General features: G+C 61.9%; 21 protein-coding genes. 3 read left to right on the top strand and 18 right to left on the bottom strand.

Features of this window, described 5'->3' with window-relative positions:
• Positions 1–79: 79 nt before the first annotated feature.
• The gene (locus FKL89_RS08285; protein ID WP_238363545.1) at positions 80–1,219 is read right to left on the bottom strand and encodes an ABC transporter substrate-binding protein; all 1,140 of its coding nucleotides are present in this window, start codon (positions 1,217–1,219) and stop codon (positions 80–82) included.
• Between the two features lie 98 nt (positions 1,220–1,317).
• Here FKL89_RS08285 and FKL89_RS08280 point away from each other — a divergent pair, with 98 nt between their 5' ends.
• Positions 1,318–1,806, top strand: a complete 489-nt coding sequence (locus tag FKL89_RS08280; protein ID WP_156862311.1) for a flavin reductase family protein — start codon at positions 1,318–1,320, stop codon at positions 1,804–1,806.
• On the opposite strand, the gene FKL89_RS08275 is transcribed toward FKL89_RS08280, so the two are convergent.
• The 15 genes from FKL89_RS08275 to rpsB all read right to left on the bottom strand — a co-directional run bounded on the left by FKL89_RS08275 (position 1,807) and on the right by rpsB (position 16,179).
• Entirely contained in the window at positions 1,807–2,400 is a 594-nt protein-coding gene (locus FKL89_RS08275) for a ribonuclease HII (protein WP_156862310.1), read from the bottom strand.
• The gene (lpxB, locus tag FKL89_RS08270; RefSeq protein ID WP_156862309.1) at positions 2,397–3,566 is read right to left on the bottom strand and encodes a lipid-A-disaccharide synthase; all 1,170 of its coding nucleotides are present in this window, start codon (positions 3,564–3,566) and stop codon (positions 2,397–2,399) included. The genes FKL89_RS08275 and lpxB overlap by 4 nt, the downstream gene beginning before the upstream one ends.
• A gap of 3 nt (positions 3,567–3,569) precedes the next feature.
• Complete coding sequence (gene lpxA / locus FKL89_RS08265) at positions 3,570–4,361, bottom strand: acyl-ACP--UDP-N-acetylglucosamine O-acyltransferase (protein WP_156862308.1); 792 nt, start codon at positions 4,359–4,361, stop codon at positions 3,570–3,572.
• Complete coding sequence (fabZ, locus tag FKL89_RS08260; protein WP_156862307.1) at positions 4,361–4,831, bottom strand: 3-hydroxyacyl-ACP dehydratase FabZ; 471 nt, start codon at positions 4,829–4,831, stop codon at positions 4,361–4,363. Before fabZ ends, lpxA begins: the two co-directional genes overlap by 1 nt.
• A 48-nt stretch (positions 4,832–4,879) precedes the next feature.
• The gene (gene lpxD / locus FKL89_RS08255; RefSeq protein WP_156862306.1) at positions 4,880–5,887 is read right to left on the bottom strand and encodes a UDP-3-O-(3-hydroxymyristoyl)glucosamine N-acyltransferase; all 1,008 of its coding nucleotides are present in this window, start codon (positions 5,885–5,887) and stop codon (positions 4,880–4,882) included.
• A gap of 7 nt (positions 5,888–5,894) precedes the next feature.
• Positions 5,895–6,422 (bottom strand): OmpH/Skp family outer membrane protein, encoded by a 528-nt coding sequence (locus tag FKL89_RS08250; protein ID WP_238363544.1) that lies wholly within the window; start codon positions 6,420–6,422, stop codon positions 5,895–5,897.
• A 27-nt stretch (positions 6,423–6,449) separates the two neighbouring features.
• Positions 6,450–8,762 (bottom strand): outer membrane protein assembly factor BamA, encoded by a 2,313-nt coding sequence (gene bamA / locus FKL89_RS08245; protein WP_156864613.1) that lies wholly within the window; start codon positions 8,760–8,762, stop codon positions 6,450–6,452.
• Positions 8,763–8,827: 65 nt separating this feature from the next.
• Positions 8,828–10,198 (bottom strand): RIP metalloprotease RseP, encoded by a 1,371-nt coding sequence (gene rseP, locus FKL89_RS08240; protein ID WP_156862304.1) that lies wholly within the window; start codon positions 10,196–10,198, stop codon positions 8,828–8,830.
• On the bottom strand, positions 10,198–11,397 hold the full coding sequence (gene dxr, locus FKL89_RS08235) for a 1-deoxy-D-xylulose-5-phosphate reductoisomerase (protein ID WP_156862303.1): 1,200 nt from the start codon (positions 11,395–11,397) through the stop codon (positions 10,198–10,200). Before dxr ends, rseP begins: the two co-directional genes overlap by 1 nt.
• Before the next feature lie 4 nt (positions 11,398–11,401).
• Positions 11,402–12,235: a phosphatidate cytidylyltransferase gene (locus FKL89_RS08230; RefSeq protein WP_156862302.1), complete on the bottom strand. Its 834-nt coding sequence runs from the start codon at positions 12,233–12,235 to the stop codon at positions 11,402–11,404.
• A gap of 12 nt (positions 12,236–12,247) precedes the next feature.
• The gene (uppS, locus tag FKL89_RS08225; protein ID WP_181955221.1) at positions 12,248–12,961 is read right to left on the bottom strand and encodes a polyprenyl diphosphate synthase; all 714 of its coding nucleotides are present in this window, start codon (positions 12,959–12,961) and stop codon (positions 12,248–12,250) included.
• Positions 12,962–13,005: 44 nt separating this feature from the next.
• A complete protein-coding gene (gene frr, locus FKL89_RS08220) occupies positions 13,006–13,563 on the bottom strand; it encodes a ribosome recycling factor (protein ID WP_156862301.1) in 558 nt (185 codons plus the stop codon).
• 13 nt (positions 13,564–13,576) lie between these two features.
• Positions 13,577–14,299 carry a UMP kinase gene (pyrH, locus tag FKL89_RS08215; RefSeq protein WP_156862300.1) on the bottom strand — a complete coding sequence of 241 codons (723 nt, stop codon included), beginning with the start codon at positions 14,297–14,299 and terminating at the stop codon, positions 13,577–13,579.
• A gap of 102 nt (positions 14,300–14,401) precedes the next feature.
• A complete protein-coding gene (gene tsf, locus FKL89_RS08210) occupies positions 14,402–15,289 on the bottom strand; it encodes a translation elongation factor Ts (RefSeq protein WP_156862299.1) in 888 nt (295 codons plus the stop codon).
• A 134-nt stretch (positions 15,290–15,423) separates the two neighbouring features.
• Positions 15,424–16,179, bottom strand: a complete 756-nt coding sequence (rpsB, locus tag FKL89_RS08205; protein WP_156862298.1) for a 30S ribosomal protein S2 — start codon at positions 16,177–16,179, stop codon at positions 15,424–15,426.
• Positions 16,180–16,575: 396 nt separating this feature from the next.
• Between rpsB and ygfZ the strand changes: the two genes are divergently transcribed.
• On the top strand, positions 16,576–17,358 hold the full coding sequence (gene ygfZ / locus FKL89_RS08200) for a CAF17-like 4Fe-4S cluster assembly/insertion protein YgfZ (protein WP_156862297.1): 783 nt from the start codon (positions 16,576–16,578) through the stop codon (positions 17,356–17,358).
• A gap of 218 nt (positions 17,359–17,576) precedes the next feature.
• Entirely contained in the window at positions 17,577–18,689 is a 1,113-nt protein-coding gene (locus tag FKL89_RS08195) for a glycosyltransferase family 4 protein (protein ID WP_156862296.1), read from the top strand.
• 124 nt (positions 18,690–18,813) lie between these two features.
• On the opposite strand, the gene FKL89_RS08190 is transcribed toward FKL89_RS08195, so the two are convergent.
• Both FKL89_RS08190 and fcl read right to left on the bottom strand, forming a co-directional pair.
• Entirely contained in the window at positions 18,814–19,593 is a 780-nt protein-coding gene (locus FKL89_RS08190) for a YdcF family protein (protein ID WP_156862295.1), read from the bottom strand.
• Positions 19,594–19,623: 30 nt separating this feature from the next.
• Positions 19,624–20,571: a GDP-L-fucose synthase gene (gene fcl / locus FKL89_RS08185; RefSeq protein ID WP_156862294.1), complete on the bottom strand. Its 948-nt coding sequence runs from the start codon at positions 20,569–20,571 to the stop codon at positions 19,624–19,626.

Genomic DNA, 20,571 nt, shown 5'->3' with positions numbered 1-20,571 from the left:
TCCATTGAAACAAATCTTCGCACCCGGTGTGCGTTGCCGGGCGCCGACACCGCTGCGCGACCCAACGTCCGGCAGACTTCTAGAGTGCGACCTTGCTCTCGCCCAGCAGACGGAACTTGCCGTCCTTGATGGTGATCAGGTCACGGGCGCGCTTGTCCATGCCATTGTGATTGGCGGGCGTAATGTTGAAGATGCCTTGGCAGCCGACGATTTCCTTTTGCGCTTCCAGTGAGTCGCGCAGCGCTGTGCGGAATGCCTCCGTGCCAGGCGCGCCCTTCTTCAGCGCGTCGGGGATGGCGTATTGCAGCAGGATGCCGGAGTCGTAAGTATTGGCACCGAAGGTTGCGGGCCGATTACCGTAGACCTTTTCATAGGCGCGGATGTAGCGGGCGGTGACATTCTTGATCGGATTGGCGTCGCTCATCTCGTCGAACACCAGCATGCCGCCGGCAGCAAGCACGGTGCCCTCGACCTTGGCACCACCGATCTTGATGAAATCCTGCGTCGCAATGGCGTGCGTCTGATAGATGAAGCCCTTGTAACCCTGATCGCGCAGCGTGGCCTGCGGCAGCACGGCCGGCCCGCCGACGGCCGCGACGAATACGGCATCTGGCTTGGCCGCGATCAATTTCAGTGCCTGACCAGTGACCGACTGATCGGTGCGCGCGTACTTCTCCGTGGCGACCAGTTCGATCCTGTTCTTGGTCAAAAGACCGGGCAGTAGCTTCAGAAAGCCTTCGCCAAACGGGTCATTGAAGCCGATATAGCCGACCCGCTTGACCTTGGCGCGAACCATGTGCGAGACCAGCGCCTCGGCAATCAGGTCGTCGTTCTGCGTTGTTTTGAATACCCAGCGCTTGGTGGCATCCTGCGGCTCGACCACCGCCTGCGAGCCAACGGTACTGACCAGCGGCACCTTGGCCTCAGCAATGATCGGCAGGATCGCGAGCGCGTTGGGCGTTGTCGATGGGCCGATGATTGCGTCAACCTTGTGCTGCTGGATCAACTGCTTGGCGTTCTGCACTGCACGCGTCGTGTCGCCGCCATCATCAAGCGTGATGTACTCGATGGTCTGACCCGCCACGCTGGAGGGCAACAGGGAGACGGTATTGCGCTGGGGGATGCCGATGGCGGACGTAGGCCCCGTCGCCGACACCATGGCGCCAATCTTGATCTGTGCGGTCGCATGGGGCGATGCCAGCCCTGCAGCTAGCGACATTACGGCAAGTAGGGGAATCGAAGGCTTCATAATTAAGGCTTGGGTTCGACACACGAAGAGGAATGCGTCCTAGTGTATGTGAGCCTGTTCAGCCTTGCATGCCTCACACGTCCCCCCATCTCGATCCCCTTGCGCTGCGTCATGCTTTTGCGAGCTTTGCGACCGGCGTCACTGTCATCACTACGCTTGACGAATCCGGCAACCCGGTTGGCATGACCGCCAATTCGTTCGGCTCGGTCTCGCTCGACCCGCCGCTGGTGCAGTGGAGCCTGCGCGTCAACTCGGGCCTGCACCGCGCTTTTGTTGACGCCCAGACCTTCTGCGTCAGCGTGCTGGCTGCTGATCAGGAGGCCATCGCGCGACGCTTTGCCAGCCGGGTGCCGGACCGCTTTGAAGGTGTCGAGCTGATTGAGGCGGCCAACACGCCACCGCTGATCCGCCACGCATTGGCGCATTTCGTTTGCCGCAAGGTCAACGACTATCGCGTCGGTGACCACGAGCTGTTCGTCGGCGAGGTGCTACGGGCCACGACGCATGACGGTCAGCCGCTGATCTTTCACAACAGCAAGTTTGTCAGTCTGAGCTGACTAGAGCAGTTGCCACTGTGCGACCGGTGCGAAGCTGCGCCGGTGCTCGGGGCAGGGGCCGTGCGCGCCCAGCGCCGCCATATGTGCCGCCGTGCCATAGCCCTTGTGCTGGTCGAAGGCGTACTGCGGATAGCGGGCGTGTACGTCCAGCATGTAGGCGTCACGCGCCGTCTTGGCCAGAATCGACGCCGCACTGACCTCACGCACGTCGGCATCTGCGCGCGCTTGCGCCACGACCACGACTCCGCGTTGCTGCGCCCACGGTCGCAAATCGCGCGGCACGGTGGTGCCATCGATAACGATGCGCTGCAGGCAAGCCGGCGGCAACTGCGACACCGCCCGAAACATCGCCAGCATGGTGGCTTGCAGAATATTCATGCTGTCGATTTCAGCCACACTGGCTGATGCAATCGCCCAAGCTTGCGCCTGCTCGCGAATCAGGGGTGCCAGCGCATCTCGTCGCGCGGCAGAAAGCTTCTTCGAGTCGGCGATGCCGTCTATCTCGGCGGTCGGCCCGAGCACAACCGCCGCCGCGAACACCGGACCCGCCAGCGGACCGCGCCCAGCCTCGTCAACACCGCAAAGCAGCGTCATCGGCGGGACCAACGAATTTCGGCAAGAACCGCGTTGGCGAGCGGGTCCGAATCAGGCAAAGCCGGCGGCCGCAGGGCATCGCCCATCCGGGCATAGGCATCGCGCATGGTGCCCGCCAGGCGCGGCTGTGCGATCAGGCAGCTCAGGGCGCTATCCAGCGCATCTTCGGTGGCTGCCTCCTGCAACAGCTCTGGCACGCACCAATCATTGGCGAGAATGTTTGGCAGCGATACATAAGGGCTCTTCAGCTTGCGGCGCACGATCATCGCCGTCAGCGCGCTGACTCGGTAGCTGACCACCTGTGGCACACCCAGCATGGCTGCCTCAAGCGTCGCCGTGCCCGATGCCACCAGAGCGACGTCGGCCGCGCGGAGGGCGAAGTCGGCATGCCCGAACAGCAGCTGTACCTGCGGCACCAACGCCTCGGCATCGCGCCAAAGGACATTTTCGAAACGTTCCCGTGTTTCGCGCGTGACGAGCGGAACTACGAATCGCGCCCCGACAAACCGGTTTGACAGCCGCTTCATCACAGCCACAAACAATTCGGCGTGGCGATCAATCTCGTCAACGCGCGAACCGGGTAGAACGGCAATCAGCGGCGCACCGGCGGGTGCGTCATGGTGCTCCAGTTTGCGACGAAGACGTTCGCGATCGGCATGACGCAATGGCGCCGTTGCGAGCGGATGTCCAACAAATGTCGCCGGCACCTGGTGCTGCGCCAGGAGTGCTGGTTCGAACGGGAACAGACACAAGACATGATCCGCAGAGTCGCGGAAGCGCGCTGCCCGCTCCGGTCGCCAGGCCCAGAACGATGGGCAGACAAAGTGCAGCGTGCGGATACCGTGCGCCTTCAGTTCACGTTCGACACGCAAATTGAAGTCTGGCGCATCGACGCCGATATATAAGGCAGGACGTTTGTCCAGCGTTTGCTGCAACAACGCCCGTTTGGCGCGCAAGATACGCGGCAACGCCGCCAGCACCTCGGCATAGCCGCGGACGGCGAGCGTTTCCGAGTCGATCCAGGTGCTGACGCCGGCAGCGCGCATGCGTGGCCCGGCGATGCCGTGAAACCGCACCGAAGGATCAACGCGCCGGACACGTTCGACGAGATCTGCGGCCAACTGGTCGCCCGAGGTCTCCCCGGCGACGATAACAACGTCCGACATCGACTAGCGCGCAAGCCCCCGGCCAGGTGTTTGCAGAAAGCTCAGCAACGGATGCAGCGCGGCACGGATTTCGTCGCTTGCCGTGCCCTGCTCCGCCTCCAGCACCGCAATGGCTTCCTTCAAGGTGAGGTTATTGCGGAAGACAGTCTTATAGGCATTGCGCACGGCAGCAATCGCTTCCGGCGAAAAGCCGCGCCGCTTCAGCCCCTCGGCATTGACCGTGCTGAGGCTGAACGGATTGCCCTGCCCAAGAACATAGGGAGCGACATCCTGCAGCACGCAGGAGGCACCACCAACCATCGCATGTTCCCCCACGCGGCAGAACTGGTGGACGCCAGCGAGTCCGCCAAGAATGGCCCAGTTACCAACGCGTACATGACCACCGAGGGTCGCCGCGTTGGCGAGAATGACGTCATCGCCAACCACGCAATCGTGAGCCACGTGCGCCGAGGCCATGAACAGACCACGCGAGCCGATGCTGGTGAGCCCCTTGTCCTGCACCGTTCCACGGTGCACCGTGCAGTTCTCACGAAAGACGTTGCTGTCGCCGATGACGACCCGAGTCGGTTCGTTGGCGTACTTCTTGTCCTGTGAGGCCAGACCAATGGAGCAAAACGGATAGAAGACATTGCCACCACCGATGGTGGTGTGGCCATCGATCACAACGTGGGAGACGAGCTTCGAGCCGGCGCCGATCGTCACGCCGGCGCCAATCGTGCAGAACGGGCCCACCTCAACATCAGGCGCGAGTTTCGCATCCGGATGGACCATCGAGAGCGCATGAACGTGCGCCATCAGGCCACCTGCAAAGCGGCCATCAGCAGCGCCTCGGCAGCGAGCTGGCCATCAACGAGCGCGCGGCAGCGGAACTTGCCGATGTTGCGAACGATGCGATCAACGTCGGCTTCCAGCACCAGTTGATCGCCGGGAATGACCATGCGCTTGAAACGTGCACCGTCGATGCCGGCCAGATAGACGATCTGCTGGCGATTGTCCGGTGCAGGTGGCACCGATTTGAACGCCAGCACGCCAGCCGCCTGAGCCATTGCTTCGATGATCAAAACTCCCGGCATGACCGGCTTGCCCGGAAAGTGGCCCTGAAAGAACGGCTCGTTGATCGTCACGTTCTTGATCGCCCGCACTGACTTACCGGGGACCAGTGACAAAACGCGATCGACCAGCAGGAACGGGTAGCGATGCGGAAGCAGCTCCCGGATCTGGGTGACTTCGAACAGCGGCGTATTTGGGGTGGCGGATTCAGTCATGCGCTGAATTTTCGCAAATCTGCCCAGCGAGGCGGCGACTGTTACACCCTAACGGGCGCTACGTCGCAGTCCGGCCGCGATTTTTGTCCAGGTGCGGTGCTCAGTCGAAGGGAAAACACCGGTGTAGCGGCCGGGCGTGTTGATCGACGCCGCCACCAGGGTGCCACCCGACACGACGACATCATCGCAGATGCTCAGGTGGCCATTCACCATCGCCGCGCCACCCAGCATGCAGCGAGCGCCGATGATTGCGCTGCCAGCAATGCCGACGCAACCGGCAATCGCGGTGTGATCGCCAATGCGGCAGTTGTGTCCAATCTGCACGAGATTGTCTATCTTGACCCCATTGCCAATGACCGTATCGTCGATCGCACCCCGGTCAATGGTCGTGTTGGCGCCGATTTCCACGTCGTTGCCGATGACGACAAACCCCACCTGCTGTACTTTCTGCCAGCCCTGCCGTGTCGGTTGAAAGCCAAAACCGTCGGAGCCAATGACCGCGCCACTCTGAATAACGCAGCGATCACCAATTTTGGTCCCGGAACCAATGCGCACACCTGCATGGATGACGCAATCAGTACCGATGACAACATTGTCGCCGATGCTGCAGTGGCTGGCGACGGAGGTACCGACACCAACCCGTGATCCGGCGCCCACTGTCGCCATATCACCAATCTTGGCGCCACGGACCTCCGCCGTGGCATGGACGACGGCGGAGGCTGCAACGCCTGGCACCAACGTGATCGCGGGAAACAGAAGCTCGAGCGCCCCGGCGAATGCAAGGTGGGGCGCTGGATGCAGCAGTAGCACCCGGGGACCAAGCGGGCTGCGGGCCAGTTCATCCGCATCCGCACTGCGTGCAATCAGGATCGATGCAGCAGACGCATGCGCAGCACGGCGGTGCTTGTTGTCAGAGAAAAATGCAAGATCACCGTCGACCGCACTATCCAGCGCGGCAACAGAGCGCACCATTACCGTAGCGTCACCGCGCAGCGTGCAATCAAGTTTTTCAGCAATCTGTCCGGTCGCCAGAGGCTGAGCGACTGCACGGCCCATGCGATACCTACTTATCGGCGAGGGCTTTCAGCACACGATCTGTGATGTCGATTCGGGCGCTGATGTAGACCGCCTCCTGCAGGATCAGATCAAACTTCTCCGCTTCGGCGATTTGCTGAATAGCCTTCTGCAGACGATCCTGCAGGGCGGCGAGCTCTTCATTGCGTCGCAGGTTCTCGTCCTCGCGCAGCTCGCGCTGGGCGCGCTGCAGATCGCGACTCAGAACCTCCAGCTCACGCTGGCGGTTACGACGATCAGCGTCGGACAAGGTCAACTGATCCTTTTCAAAAGCCGTCGACAGATCGCGAAACTTCTTCGCGGTGCGTTCAACGTCCGCCTGCCGCGTTGCAAACTCACGCTCAAGCTTCTTGAAGGCACGTTGCGCCGGCGCCGACTCCTTGAGCAGCTTTTCGGTATTGACCACGCCGATCTTGATGTCTGGCGTACGTACGGCCCCCGTCTGAGCCGTCGCAACTGCTGTCGAAAGCCCGATAACGGCCAGCGACGCAAAGGCTGCGAGCCATCGTTTCAACATGGATTTTTTCTGCATCGCCTTCAACTCCTAGAACAGCGTGCCGACCTGGAACTGGAACCGTTGCGTCTTGTCGCCCGGTTTGCTTGCCAATGGAATCGCGTAGCTGAATTTCAGCGCACCGATGGGCGACTGCCACGCCACCGCAAAACCCGCCGAGAAGTGCACCCGCTCGTTGTCCTTTTGCAGCGGATCACCCTTGTCGTAGATCTGACCCGCATCGAAGAAGAACGAACCGCGCACCGATTTGTCGTTCTTGGTACCCGGGAACGGGAACAGTATCTCGTTGTTCATCGTGAACTTGCGCCGGCCACCAGTCGCGTTTCCGGTGTACGACGTCGTTGATGAGGTCGTACCGTCAGGGTTGGTCGTCACAGAGGACGTCACAGCCTCCCGCGGACCCAGCGAATTCGTTTCGTAACCCCGCACCGAACCGACGCCGCCGCCGTAGTAGTTCTGGAAGAACGGCAGCGAGCGGCCGCCATAACCATTGGCAAAACCGAGCTCGACGTTCAGACCATAAACAAAGTCCGCATAGATCGGGAGGAACGCCTGACCCTGATAGCTCAGCTTGTAGAACTTGAGGTTGGTCACCGGCAGCGTGGCTTCGACGCCCACACTCTGCAGCCATCCACGAGTGGGGTAGGTCAGGCTGTCCCGGGTATCGCGCGCCCAGCCCGACGAGACCTTGTAGGTGTTGTTGTTGTAGCCAAACTCGTTGGCGAAATCGAAGAATCGTTGCGGACTCAGGCCGGGATACAGCTTGAGGTTGGAGTTTTCAGCCGTTACACCGGCGCTGATGCTGTCGGTCTCGCTGATCGGGATGCCAAAGCGAAGACCAGCGCCATAGGTACCGAGCACGTAGCTGCCTACACCGGTGGTAGTCGGGTCATAGGTGCGGCGATACAAATCAATGCCACGACTCACACCATCCGGAGTCCAGTATGGATTGGTGTAAGACATCACTGCGGTCTTTGACGTGCGGCTGGTGTTTACCTGCAGCGCAAGCGAATTTCCGGTACCCAGTACGTTGTTCTGGGAAATGGAGGCCGTCAGCACCAACTTGTCAGCGCTCGAATATCCGGCGCCAGCGTTCAGGCTACCGGTGTTCTTTTCGGTCACTGCAACGTCGATGTCAACCTGATCGCTCGCGCCAGGCACCGGCTGATTGTCAAGCGTCACCTCGGAGAAGAAGCCAAGACGATCCAGTCTGACCTTGGATCGCTGAATCTTGCTCTGGTCGTACCAGGACGCTTCGAGTTGCCGCAACTCGCGGCGAATCACTTCGTCACGGGTCTGCGCATTGCCGGAGACATTGATGCGACGAACGTAAACGCGGCGGCCCGGATCAACGACAAAGTTGAAGGCAACGGTCCTCTTCTCGCGATCGAGCTCCGGCACAGCGTTGACCGAGGCGAAGGCGTAACCCTCCCGGCCGAGGCGGTCACTGATCGCCTTGGCGCTGTCTGCGAGCCTGGTCCGGGAGAATATTTCACCCGGTTGCACACGAATGAGCGGCCGCAATTCGGCCTCAGAAAGCAGCAGTTCGCCGCTCATGCCGATTGACGATACCGTGTACTGCGCGCCTTCGGTGATGTTGACGGTGATGAAGACCCGCGTCTTGTCCGGAGACAGCGAGACCTGCGTCGACTCGACGTTGAATTCGAGGTAACCGCGATTGGTGTAGTAGCTGCGGATAGTCTCGAGATCGGCTTGCAGTTTTTGCTTCGAGTACTGATCGTCCTTGGTATACCAGGAGAGCCAGCCGCCAGTGGTGAGCTGGATCTCGGACAACAATGTCTTCTCGGGGATTGCACTGGCGCCGACAATATTGATCGACTCAATGCGGGCGACTTCGCCTTCCTTCACCACGATCGACACGCCCGTGCGATTGCGCTCCAGGGGCGTCAGCGTGGTAGTGACTTCCACGTCATAGCGGCCGCGAGACAGGTACTGCTTCTTGATCTCCTGCTCCGCCTTGTCCAGCGTCGTACGATCAAAAATGCGACCTTCCGAGAGCCCTGCATCCCGCAGCGCCTTCTTCAGCGTATCCTTGTCGAATTCCTTCGCGCCCGTAATATCGATCGAGGCGATGGTCGGTCGCTCGACGACCGAGACGATAACGACGTTATCCTGAACCTCAATTCGCACATCACGAAAGAAGCCGGTCGCAAACAGGGCCTTGATCGCCGCCGATGCCGCAGCGTCGTCGAAACGATCACCGACCTTGATGCCGAGGTAGTTGAATACTGTGCCTGCATCCGTACGCTGCAAGCCTTCGACCCGAATGTCACGTACCGTGATCGGATCGATAGCATGCGACGCGACCGACAGGCCGAGCATTCCTGCAGAGAACAAGCCAAGAGCGACGCGGCGCGGTGAGAACGGAATGCTGCGGGAGATACGGGTCACGAGATGATTCGCAAAAAGTCGTTGTAGAGCGCGAGCGCGGTGAGGGCAATCACAAAACCGATGCCAACGCGCTGTCCGAGTGCTTCAGCACGCTCCGAAAGGGGCGCTCCCTTGATGGCTTCAAAGAGATGATATAGCAACTGTCCACCATCCAGCATGGGCACGGGGAGCAGGTTCAGCACCCCGATTGACACGCTGACAATCGCCAGAAAGAGGGCAAATGACACGGCCCCCTGCTTCAGCGTCACCCCTGCCCCCTCGGCCATGGTGAGCGGCCCCGAAATCTGGCGCAACGATATGTCGCCCACCAGCATTCCCCAAAGCACGCGCACCGTCAGTACGGTTGCGTCAATGCTGCGCTGCAATCCATCGGTTACTGCGGCGGCGAGGCTGCGCTGCCGCAGCACCACCGATTCCTGCCCGAGCATCTCCGGCGGCGCGCCTGCCACATCGATTCGTCCAATGCGCTTGCCGGTGACCGCTTCGCCACGCGGCGTCACGGTGAAATCCTGACGATAGCCCCGACGATCGATCGTGAGCACGACCGGTGTGTCCGGGCGCGCCTGAACCGCCCGAGTCAGCTGATTCCACTGCCGAATGGCCGCACCATCCGCTGCAACAACCACATCGCCGACCAGCAAACCGGCGCGCTCTGCTGGCCCGCCGGCGACAACGCGCCCGATCATCGCCGGCTGGTCAAAGCTCAGCCCCCAGCCTGCCAGCCGGTTGCCGATGCTTTCTGGCGTCAACGGCTGATCGTGTGAACGCTGCAGTGATAGCGTGCGTTCGATACCATTGTCGTCAACCACCAGCGCGAGCTGGTCGTCGAAAACGTGCGTCAGCAGTTGCCAGCGGATGTCTCCCCAATGCGCCACTTCGCGATCGTTGACGCGGGTGATGCGCATACCACCCCTCACGCCCGCTGTGTAAGCTGGTGTGCCTGCATCGGGCGCAGCAACTACTGCCTGCAAGTCCCGATCAGGCGCTGACAATGCCACTGCGTAAAGGACGAAGGCAAGCACGAAGTTGGCCAACGGGCCAGCGGCAACGATGAATGATCGCTTCCAGATAGGCTGCCGGTCAAAGGCGTCCACGAAGTTCGATACCATGGCCGTGGCCTCCGGATCGCGGGTATCAAGCATGCGCACATACCCCCCGAGCGGAATCGCGGACACGGCAAACTCGGTCCCCGCAAAAATACTGCGCCGTCCAGTCCACTTCAGCAAGACCGGGCCGAAGCCAACGGAAAATCGCAGTACCCGCACACCGCACCACCGCGCCGCGAGGTAGTGCCCCAGTTCGTGGATGGTGACCAGAATGGCGACCGCCAGCAGAAAACCCGCAATCGAACTGCCAAACAGCGCCATCAGGCCGTCCTCCGCGCCGCCACCAGATCGCCGGCAATCGCCCTGACACCGACATCTCGGGCGAATACCTCATTGATGTCGCCCGGATTGGTTAGATCAGCGCGCGCCATGCTGTCTGCCACCACTGGCACGACGTCCGTATAACGCAACTCGCCCGACAGAAATGCGGCCACTGCAACTTCGTTGGCAGCGTTCAATGCCAGACATGCCCCTTGCCCTTGCCGCAGCGCCGCATAGGCAAGCCCCAGCGCAGGAAAGCGTTGCGGCTCGACGTCGAAGAACTGGAGGGCGCCGAGCGCGCTGAGTGACAGCGGCGGAACGTCTAGTGGCAGTCGCTCAATTTGCGTGCCGAGATTGGATGCCGCCTGCGCAAGGGCATGTGCAATCGGCACCTGCATGTCGGCCGGTCCAAGGTGAGCCAGAATCGATCCGTCTACGAATTCGACCAGTGCGTGCACGGTGCTGGTCGGATGGATCAGCACGTGAACATCGGACGCAGGGCGATCAAACAACAGCGACGCCTCGATCACCTCAAGGCCCTTGTTCATCAGCGTTGCCGAGTCCACTGAAATCTTGCGCCCCATGGACCACGTCGGGTGCTTGCACGCCTCCTCCGGCGTGATCGAAGCAAATGACTCCAGCGAGCGCTGTCGGAAGGGGCCACCCGACGCCGTCAGCGTAATTGCCCGAACACGCGACTTGTCACAATGCAGGCCGTTGGCGCACTGATAGGCGGCGTTGTGTTCGCTGTCAATGGGCAAGACATTCGCTCCCGATTGCCGTGCCATGTTCAGCAGCAAATTACCGGAAGCGACCAACGCCTCCTTGTTCGCCAGCAGCACTTGCTTGCCAGCAGCAACGGCCGCCCACGTTGAGGGAAGGCCTGCGAAGCCTGATATGCCGGCCACGACTAATTGCGCACCAGCGCAAGTCGCAGCGATGCTTGCAGCGTCCCGTCCGGCAACCACTTCTACCCGCGGATGATGACGAGACATCGCCGCAGAAAGCGAGAGTGCAGCCTGTTCATCTTCAATCGCGCAGACTTGTGGCCCAAACTCGGCAATGATGGGGAGCAACGCCTCCCAGTTCGAACGCACCGCCACGGCAACCAGCCGGAAGCGATCGCGATGCTGACGCAAAACCGCCAGCGTACTCGCACCGATAGAGCCGGTCGCCCCGAGCAGGGCAACGCCGATCATCTGATCACCATATCGGTTTGACCAACGAAATCAGCAAAGTTGCAGTCGGCAACACCGCGAGTTGCGCATCAATCCGGTCAAGCACGCCGCCATGACCTGGCAGTAACTGGCTCGAGTCCTTCACACCCGCCTGCCGCTTCAGCAGTGACTCCCAGAGGTCGCCCATCACCGCGCAGCATCCAAGCGCCGCTCCGGCCAACAACGCCATCGCAACTTCTACCCATGACTGCGCCAGACCAAGGTAAGACGCGGCGGCGGCCGACCACAGCGCAGCGGCGGTGACACCACCAGCCGCCCCCTCACGGGTCTTGCCAGGGCTGATCGCCGCCGCAAGTTTGCGTCGGCCGAACGCTCGCCCCACAAAGTAACCAGCCACATCGGCAACAACAGTAAGCACTACGACAGCGACCAGATACGCCATGCCCAATCGCTGCAATAGCACGGCGGATAGCCAGGCAGCGCCAATCAGTAACAGCAGAACAGTGCGGGTGAAGACGGAGGCGGGAGGTAGCGCATGCCGGCTCAACTGCACCGGCGCCACGATGAGCCAGAAGGCGGTGACCACAACCAGCAGTGCGACAGGCAAGAGGCCCAAAACAGCGTGGTTCGAGAAAACCGCCAGCCACAGCACGCCCAACAGCGATACCGAAGCAGTCCAACCAAGCGCGCGTGCGGCGAACGAGGTCTGGCCGCAGAGCCGCTGTCCTTCCCACACCGCTGCCAGACAGAAAGCCAGTATCAGGGCAGCCCACAACATCGACGATCTTGTCAGCAGGGTACCGACCACGAGCGCGCCCAGCACCAGCGCAGTTATCACCCGGGTCTGCAAATTACTCATCGGCCTGATCCGTCAGACAGGAGTTGTCGAGAGCACACGAACCTGCTCTCCCGTCTTGCCGAAACGGCGCTCGCGACCCGCAAACCACGCCAGTGCGCTCGCAAGCTCCGCTTCATCAAAGTCCGGCCACAGGATGTCCGAGAAAAAGAGCTCGGTGTAGGCCAACTGCCACAGCATGAAGTTGCTGACTCGCCGCTCACCGCCAGTGCGAATGAACAGGTCAGGATCCGGCTGGCCGGCAAACGACAGCCACTGCGCGAATGCTGCCGACTCACCGGCAGCCGTGGCTTTGGCGACCGCCTGCTCGATATCCCACCGCCCACCGTAGTTGACTGCCACGTTCAGGCAAAGCCGGGAGTTTGCTGCGGTCAGCGCCTCGGCCTCTTCGATCAGCGACCGTGTCTCTGCGCCCAGAACAGACACATCGCCGACCACCCGAAAGCGGACACTGTTGCTGTGCAGTTTCTGCACTTCCTCGCGCAGCGCGCGAAGAAACAGGTCCATCAGAAACGACACCTCATCGGCCGGGCGTTGCCAGTTCTCGCTGCTGAATGCGAACACGGTGAGCGCTTCGACGCCGCGCTCGCTGCCGGCACGGATCAGCGTACGCACCGCTTCAACCCCCTGCTTGTGACCGGCAACGCGCGGCAGGAAGCGCTTCTGCGCCCAGCGACCGTTGCCGTCCATGACCACGGCGATATGGCGAGGCACTGAGGCAGCCGACATGGTCTGAGGCTTGGAACGAAAAATGATGCTTTGACCGCCTGACGTCACACCGACATCAGCTCGGCTTCCTTGGCAGTGAACTGCTTGTCGACTTCGGCAATCGTCTTGTCGGTCAGCTTCTGCACGTCGTCCTGCGCGCGGCGCTCCTCGTCCTCCGAGATCGTCTTCGCTTTCAGCGCGTCCTTAAGTGCATTATTGGCGTCGCGGCGGACATTGCGGATCGCCACGCGGGCGTCCTCCGCTTCACCCTTGACCAGTTTGACCAGCTCCTTGCGGCGCTCTTCGCTCATCATCGGCATCGGTACCCGGATGATGTCGCTGTTGACCGAAGGATTGAGGCCAAGGTCCGCCTCGCGGATCGCTTTCTCAATCGCCTGGATCATCTTCTTTTCGTAGGGCTGCACGCCGATAGTGCGGGCATCGAGCAGCGTGACGCTGGCGACGCCGTTGATCGGTGTCATCGCGCCGTAGTAGTCGACCTGCACCACATCCAGCATACCCGCGTGAGCACGCCCGGTGCGCACTTTGGCGAAATTGTTCTTGAGCGCTTCCAGCGCCTTGGCCATCTTCTGTTCGGCTGTTTTCTTGGTGTCTGCAATCATTTTTGTTTCTCTCTCAGCAAACTACGGTGGTACCTTCGTCTTCACCGAGGATGACGCGCTTTAGCGCACCCGGTTTGAAGATACTGAACACGTTCAGGCGCAACTGCTGGTCGCGGCAGAGCGCGAGTGCGGTGGCGTCCATCACCTTCAGGTTCTTGACGATCGCCTCGTCGAAGGTCAGCGAGCTGTAGCGTGTTGCCGTCGGGTCTTTCATCGGATCGGCGGTGTATACGCCGTCGACTTTGGTGGCCTTCAGCACCAGATCGGCATTGATTTCGCGGCCACGAAGCGCAGCCCCCGTGTCGGTGGTGAAGAACGGATTGCCCGTGCCTGCCGCAAAAATCACCACCTTGCCCTCCTCCAGATGACGCAACGCACGACCGCGAATGTAGGGCTCGGCCACGGCATCGACGCGTAACGCAGATTGCACACGCGCCTCCACACCAGCACGACGCAGCGCATCGCCGAGCGCCAGCGCGTTCATGATCGTCGCCAGCATGCCCATGTAATCCGCAGTCGCGCGATCCATGCCGACAGCGCTGGGAGCGATGCCACGGAAGATGTTGCCGCCACCGATTACTACGCCGATCTGGACCCCCATTCGGGACACTTCCTTGATCTCGCCGACGATGCGGTCAATTACCTCCGGATTGATGCCATAGGCATCGTCGCCCATCAGGGCTTCGCCGGAAAGTTTGAGAAGGATGCGTTGGAAGGCTGGCTTGGCGTCGGGCATAACTCGTAAGTTTATCGCGTGGGCGCTACCGTCGTGGGTGTTCTGACAGGCAAGAAAAACGGCCCCGAAGGGCCGTTCTCAGCAACGTCGTGCGGCGGAGGCTTAGAGCCCCTTGGCAGCAGCAGCCACCTCAGCAGCGTAGTCCACCACTTTTTTCTCGATACCTTCGCCGACGACGTAAAGCTGGAAGCTCTTGATCGTCGTATTGGCAGCCTTGAGCACCTTCTCTACCGTCTGCTCCGGGTCCTTCACAAAGGGCTGGCCCAGCAGCGTGACTTCGGCGAGGTATTTGTTGATCCGGCCTTCCACCATCTTGGCGATGATGTCGACCGGCTTGCCCGACTCGGCTGCCTGCGCGGCGAAGATCTTGCGCTCGTTTTCGATCAGCTCAGCCGGAACCTGGTCTTTCGACACGCAAACCGCGCGGGTCGATGCGACCGAGGCGGCCAGATGCATGGCCACGTCACGCGCGATGTCGGCGTTGCCCTCATAGGCCACGAGGACGCCAATGCGGCCACCGCCGTGCATGTAGCTGGCGACCTTGCCGCCCGCAACGCGAACGAAGCGGCGGGCGGTCATGTTTTCGCCCACCTTCTGCACAAGCGCGGCGCGGCGGGTTTCTGCCAGTTCGCCATCGATGCTGGTTGCCATCAACGCTGCCACGTCGGCGGGGTTGTTTTCGGCAACGCTTTTGGCAAGCGCAGCCGCCATCGCCAGCAGATCAACGTTACGGGCCGCGAAATCGGTCTCGCAGTTGAACTCAACCAGCGCGCCGACCGAGGCGTCCGGCGCCACGTAGACACCGATCGTGCCTTCGGCAGCCTGACGTGACGCGGCTTTCGATGCCTTGGCGCCAGACTTGATGCGCAGCAGCTCTTCGGCCTTTTTGATGTCGCCTTCGGTTTCGGTGAGTGCTCTCTTGCACTCCATCATGCCGAGACCGGTCATTTCACGAAGCTCTTTGACGAGCGATGCAGAGATTTCTGCCATGTGCTTCTCCGAATGGGCGCACCCGGCGGGCCGGGTACGCGGAATCTGGGGCTGGACGGTGACCAGACGCCGGTCACCGCCGGAATTACTCCGGCGGGCGGCCCGCAATGGTTACAGCGGGCACGCGGCCAGGATTACTGTTTGGCTTCGAGGTCAGCCGGATCGACTTCGACGAATTCTTCCGTCTGCGTCTTCACGATTTCCTGCACCGCCTGCGACTTGCCTTCGAGGATCGCGTCAGCCACGCCGCGGGCGTAGAGGCGGATCGCCTTGCTCGAGTCGTCGTTGCCGGGGATCACGTAATCGACGCCATCCGGCGTGTGATTGGTGTCAACCACGCCGACCACCGGAATGCCCAGCTTGTTGGCTTCCTGCACGGCGATCTTCTGGTAGCCGACGTCGATGATGAACAGCGCGTCCGGCAGCGAAACCATGTCCTTGATGCCGCCCATCGAGGTCATCAGCTTGTCGAACTCGCGCTTGAGCGTCAGTGCTTCGCGCTTCGACATGCGATCAAAGGTGCCGTCGTTCTGCATCGTCTCCAGCTCTTTCAGACGCTTGAGCGAGCCCTTGATGGTCTTGAAGTTCGACATCATGCCGCCGAGCCAGCGGTTGTCGACGTAGGGCATGCCAGCGCGCTTCGCCTCTTCAGCGATGATCTCGCGGGCCTGGCGCTTGGTAGCGACGAACAGGATGGTGCCACGGTTCGCCGCCAGACGGCGAACATAGGTCATGGCTTCGTTGTACTTCTCCATCGTCTTCTCGAGGTTGACGATGTGAATCTTGTTGCGGGCGCCAAAGATGTACTGAGCCATCTTCGGGTTCCAGAAACGCGTTTGGTGGCCGAAATGAACACCGGCCTCCAGCATCTGGCGCATGGTTGCGGACATAAATTGTCTCCTGGTGGGTTTAACCTCCACTCGCTGCGTTTGCCACGGATTCCTGCGAACCGCGCGAACACCCATCAGATCGGTGCGAGTGTGTGGATTTGTCCTGAAATAGGACAGCCAATAATTATAGCCCGGAAACGCCCGCTGCGCACCGTCCGACCTGCGCGCGATGCACAGCGCGCCACATCAGCGTCGCACGGAGAGACAGCTTTTTGCCGAAAGCCTTATTCTTTCTTGGCTAAAGCGTCATTTTCGTTAATTGTCGAGATAGCTGCAAACAGGCCTCCAAGCCCTGATTAAACCGGGCTTTATACGAAGTAGCCATATCTCGCCTGTCTTCGGGCCTGTCTGCCCCCAAATGGGCTAAATTCCGGCTGCTGTCTTGCGGTACCGACCATGCACCTGCTCTCACCTGAACATCAAATCCTCCGCTTTTCCGGCCCGGACGCTGCGGCTTTCCTGCAATCGCAACTCACCAACGACGTTGATGCGCTCGCGCCTGGCGCCTGGCAATGGCAGGGATACTGCTCAGCAAGGGGTCGTCTGCTGGCAACCTTCGCGCTAATCCGTGTCGACGCGGCCGAATACGTAGCGGTCGTCCACCGCTCGCTGGCGGCGCCGATCAGTAAACGCCTGACCATGTACCGGCTGCGCTCTAAGCTGGACATTGCTGCGCCCGATGACCTCGTGGTTCGCCTGCACCTCGCGGATCCGGCTGTCGTGGCAGGCACCGTCGCCACACTGGCGTTGGGCAATGGGCGCTGGATCACCCTGGAATCAGCTAGCGAACCTACGTTGGCGGCAACGCCATCGGCCGCTGACGCCGCCGATTTCATGCAACGCTGGGCGCTTGCCGGCATCAACGCCATGCAGCCTGAAATCACCGCCACCACCAGCGAGCGCTTTGTGCCGCAGATGATCGGTTGGGATCAGGTCACGCCAGGCGGCGGGGTGAGTTTCAGCAAAGGCTGCTACCCTGGACAGGAGGTGGTCGCCCGCGCCCACTATCGTGGTGCGGTGAAGCGGCACACCGAAGTCGTTTCCCTGCCGGCGACGGACCTCGTTGCCGGCGCCGAAGTCACCCTGGCCGACGGTCGCAGCGCCGAAATCTGCAACATCGCGCCGCGCAACGCCACGGAATCCCTTGCTTTGCTTGTTGTTGGCAGCCAAACGGGGTAGCCTTTGCATTTGTAAAGATGGTCAGCCATCGGCCCCCTTCGGTCCCCTTGGGCCCGAACCCCACAAAGGGCCGTTGCCACCCGGCGCCGACTCGCGATCTCACGCTTGCGCTCACTGGCAGCAGCGTCACGGCAGCGGCGATAAGACCGTAGGGCAAGGCGGAAGGCTGGCAGGACATGACGGCGCGGCAATAGTCGCCGCGCGCTTGAGGGCAGTAATTGATCACAACGCTACTGGTTGCCTTTCTTGCGTCGTTCTCGACAGCGCTGCTCTTGGTGCTGACCACGCGTTGGCACGGCGCGATCACGGCAGACGCGCCCGGTGCCGGGCCACAAAAGCTGCATGAACGGGCAACGCCGCGCGTCGGCGGTATTGCCGTCATGGCCGGATTTGCGCTGGCGGTGGTGGCCGCCCGCGTGCAATTGCCCGCCGACAATGGCACCAATGCGCCGCCCTGGTTCAACGGCTGGTTGATTCTGGCGCTGTTCGTTCCCTTCGCTGCCGGCCTGATTGAGGATGTCACCAAGTCATTCGGGGCGCGCTTGCGGCTTCTGGCAACCTTTGTCGGCGCTGGTATCGCTTACTACTTCTGCGAAGCGGCGCTGAGCCGCTTCGCGGTGCCGCCGCTTGACGCGCTGCTGGCCGCTTCGCCCCTCGCTCAGTTCGTGCTGACGCTGTTCTGCGTTGGCGCCATTGCCAATGCCTACAACCTGGCGGACGGACTGAACGGCCTGCTCGCCGGCCTGGCCATCACCGCCTGCGCGGCCATGTCGTGGGTGGCGTGGCGGCACGGCGACCAGTTCCTCATGGTGGCTACCGCGTCGCTGGCGGCCGCAACTACCGGCTTTGCCATCTTCAACTTCCCGCGTGCCCGACTGTTCGCGGGCGACGGCGGCGCCTATCTGCTCGGCTCCGCGATCAGCCTGTTTGCCATCCTGCTGTGCCATCGCCACGTCGACGTCAGCCCGTGGTTCGTGTTCGCGCTGGTGCTTTACCCGTTCGCTGACACCACGGCCGCCATCGTGCGGCGGCTGGCCACCGGGCGCCCGATCATGGCGCCGGACGCGGACCACCTGCACACCCTGCTGGCACAGCGTCTGGTGCAGCGTTTCGGTCGTGTCGGCCGCAACCTGGCCAGCGCGGTGATCGTCTGTGTGTCCGGCGTCACGGCGGTGCTCGCCGTCGCTCTACACCGTGACACTGCGGCGATGATGATGCTTTGCGGGTTTCTGGCGGTCGCGTTCGCTGTCGCCTATCTGGCCATTCGCCCGCGTGCGCCAGCGGCCGCAGCGGCCGACGACATCGCCGCCGAACCCGCCAAGTCAAAGTAGGCCCGCACCGGTTTGGTCGCCACGCGCGGCTTGTCCGCTTCGGGCATCGACTTACGCGGTTTTGAGGCCCGAGCCCCAGTGAAATGGGCGTTTCCCGAAAAAGCTGTAACGCCTGCGAATGCAGTCACAACCGCCCAGTGAGGCGGTAGAACGCAATACCCAGGTATTCACGAAGCGCCATCTGCCACGCGCTAATCCCGTCGTACAAACCGTAGCCGAGCCACGACTCGTTCGCCACGGTCTCATAGTCCACCGGGTATGGCGTCACATTCCAGCCCGCCTTGCGGAAGGTCGCCAGCGCGCGCGGCATGTGCGCGGCAGAGGTCACCAGCAGCCACGGCTTGTTGGCGTCAATGCCTGGAACTGCGCGGCTGAGCACCGCATTCTCGTAGGTGTTGCGAGATTTCGTCTCGATCGCAAGCTGACTCATCCCGGCTCCCATGCGCTCGAAGAACTCGCGCGCGATGTCCGCCTCGTGGCGTCGTACCGGGCCAAACAGGGTGCCGTCGCCACCGGTGAACAGCACACGCAGTTGCGGATTGCGCCGCAAGACAAGTACCGGCTCGACCACCCGTTCGGCCGCCGGCCCCAGCGCAAGCTGGCGGTGACCACGGCCGTCGTCGCGACCGAATACGCCGCCCAGCACCACCATGCCGTAGTAGCTGGACAGATCGCCGGTGGGGGCTGAATATTGATCCTCGAGTCCGCGCAGCAGCGCATCCGGCAGCGGGTACCAGCCTAGCGCCAGCAGTAGCGCCAGCGCACCCGCGCACAGCCGCCGCCCCCACCGCCGACCACGTTCGCCGCGCGCGAACAGCAGCAGCACGCCCAGCGCCAGCAGTGACGCTACCCACACCAGCGGCTGCCAGAGCGTAACGCTCAGTTTTGAAACGTAGTGCAGCATGACCGTGCGGGACGACAGGAGGGTGGGGCCTCAGGCCCGCACGCCTGCGCCCTGCAACTGCTCAAGGTACCAGCGATAGGTTTGCGCGACGCCATCGGCGAGCCCGACGCGTGCGCGCCAGCCCAGCGCATGAATGCGCGCCACGTCCATCAGCTTGCGTGGTGTGCCGTCGGGTTTGCTCGGGTCGGTCAGGATCGCGCCGTCGTAACCCACCGTTTTCGCGACCAGCTCCGCCAGCTCCAGAATCGTCAGGTCCACACCTACGCCTACGTTGATGTGCATGGCGTCCGAGTAATGCTGCATCAGAAACACGCAGGCTTCGGCCATATCATCAACGTGCAGAAATTCACGGCGCGGCGTACCGGTGCCCCAGATCGTCACGCTCGGCGCAGCGGCGAGCTTTGCCTCATGAAAGCGCCGGATCATCGCCGGCAGGACGTGTGAGTTCTCCAGATCGAAGTTATCGCCAGGGCCGTACAAGTTGGTCGGCATCACGCTGATCGCGTCGAAGCCGTACTGGCGGCGGTAGGCCTGACACATCTTGATGCCGGCGATCTTGGCAATCGCGTACCACTCGTTGGTCGGCTCCAGCGGCCCGGTCAGCAGCGCTTCCTCGGGCATCGGCTGCGGCGCGAGTTTCGGGTAGATGCACGACGAGCCCAGAAAGCACAGCTTGCGCACGCCCGCCTGCCACGCCGAGTGGATCACATTGGTTTGAATGGCCAGGTTGTCGCGCAGGAACTCGGCGGGATAGGTGTCGTTGGCCTTGATGCCGCCAACCTTGGCTGCGGCCAGAAACACAAACTCCGGTTTTTCGGCCGCGAAGAACGCTGCAACGGCGCCCTGATCGGTCAGGTCCAGCTCCGTGCGGCTGCGCAACAACAGGTTGCTGGCGCCCGCCCGCTGCAGGCAGCGCACCAGTGCCGAGCCCACCAAGCCGCGATGGCCGGCGACGAAAATACGGGCAGACAGCTCCAC

The organism is Casimicrobium huifangae (assembly GCF_009746125.1).
Classification (GTDB): domain Bacteria; phylum Pseudomonadota; class Gammaproteobacteria; order Burkholderiales; family Casimicrobiaceae; genus Casimicrobium; species Casimicrobium huifangae.
The sequence above is the reverse complement of the archived record's forward strand: the minus strand, read 5'-3'. Positions and strand labels throughout refer to the sequence as shown.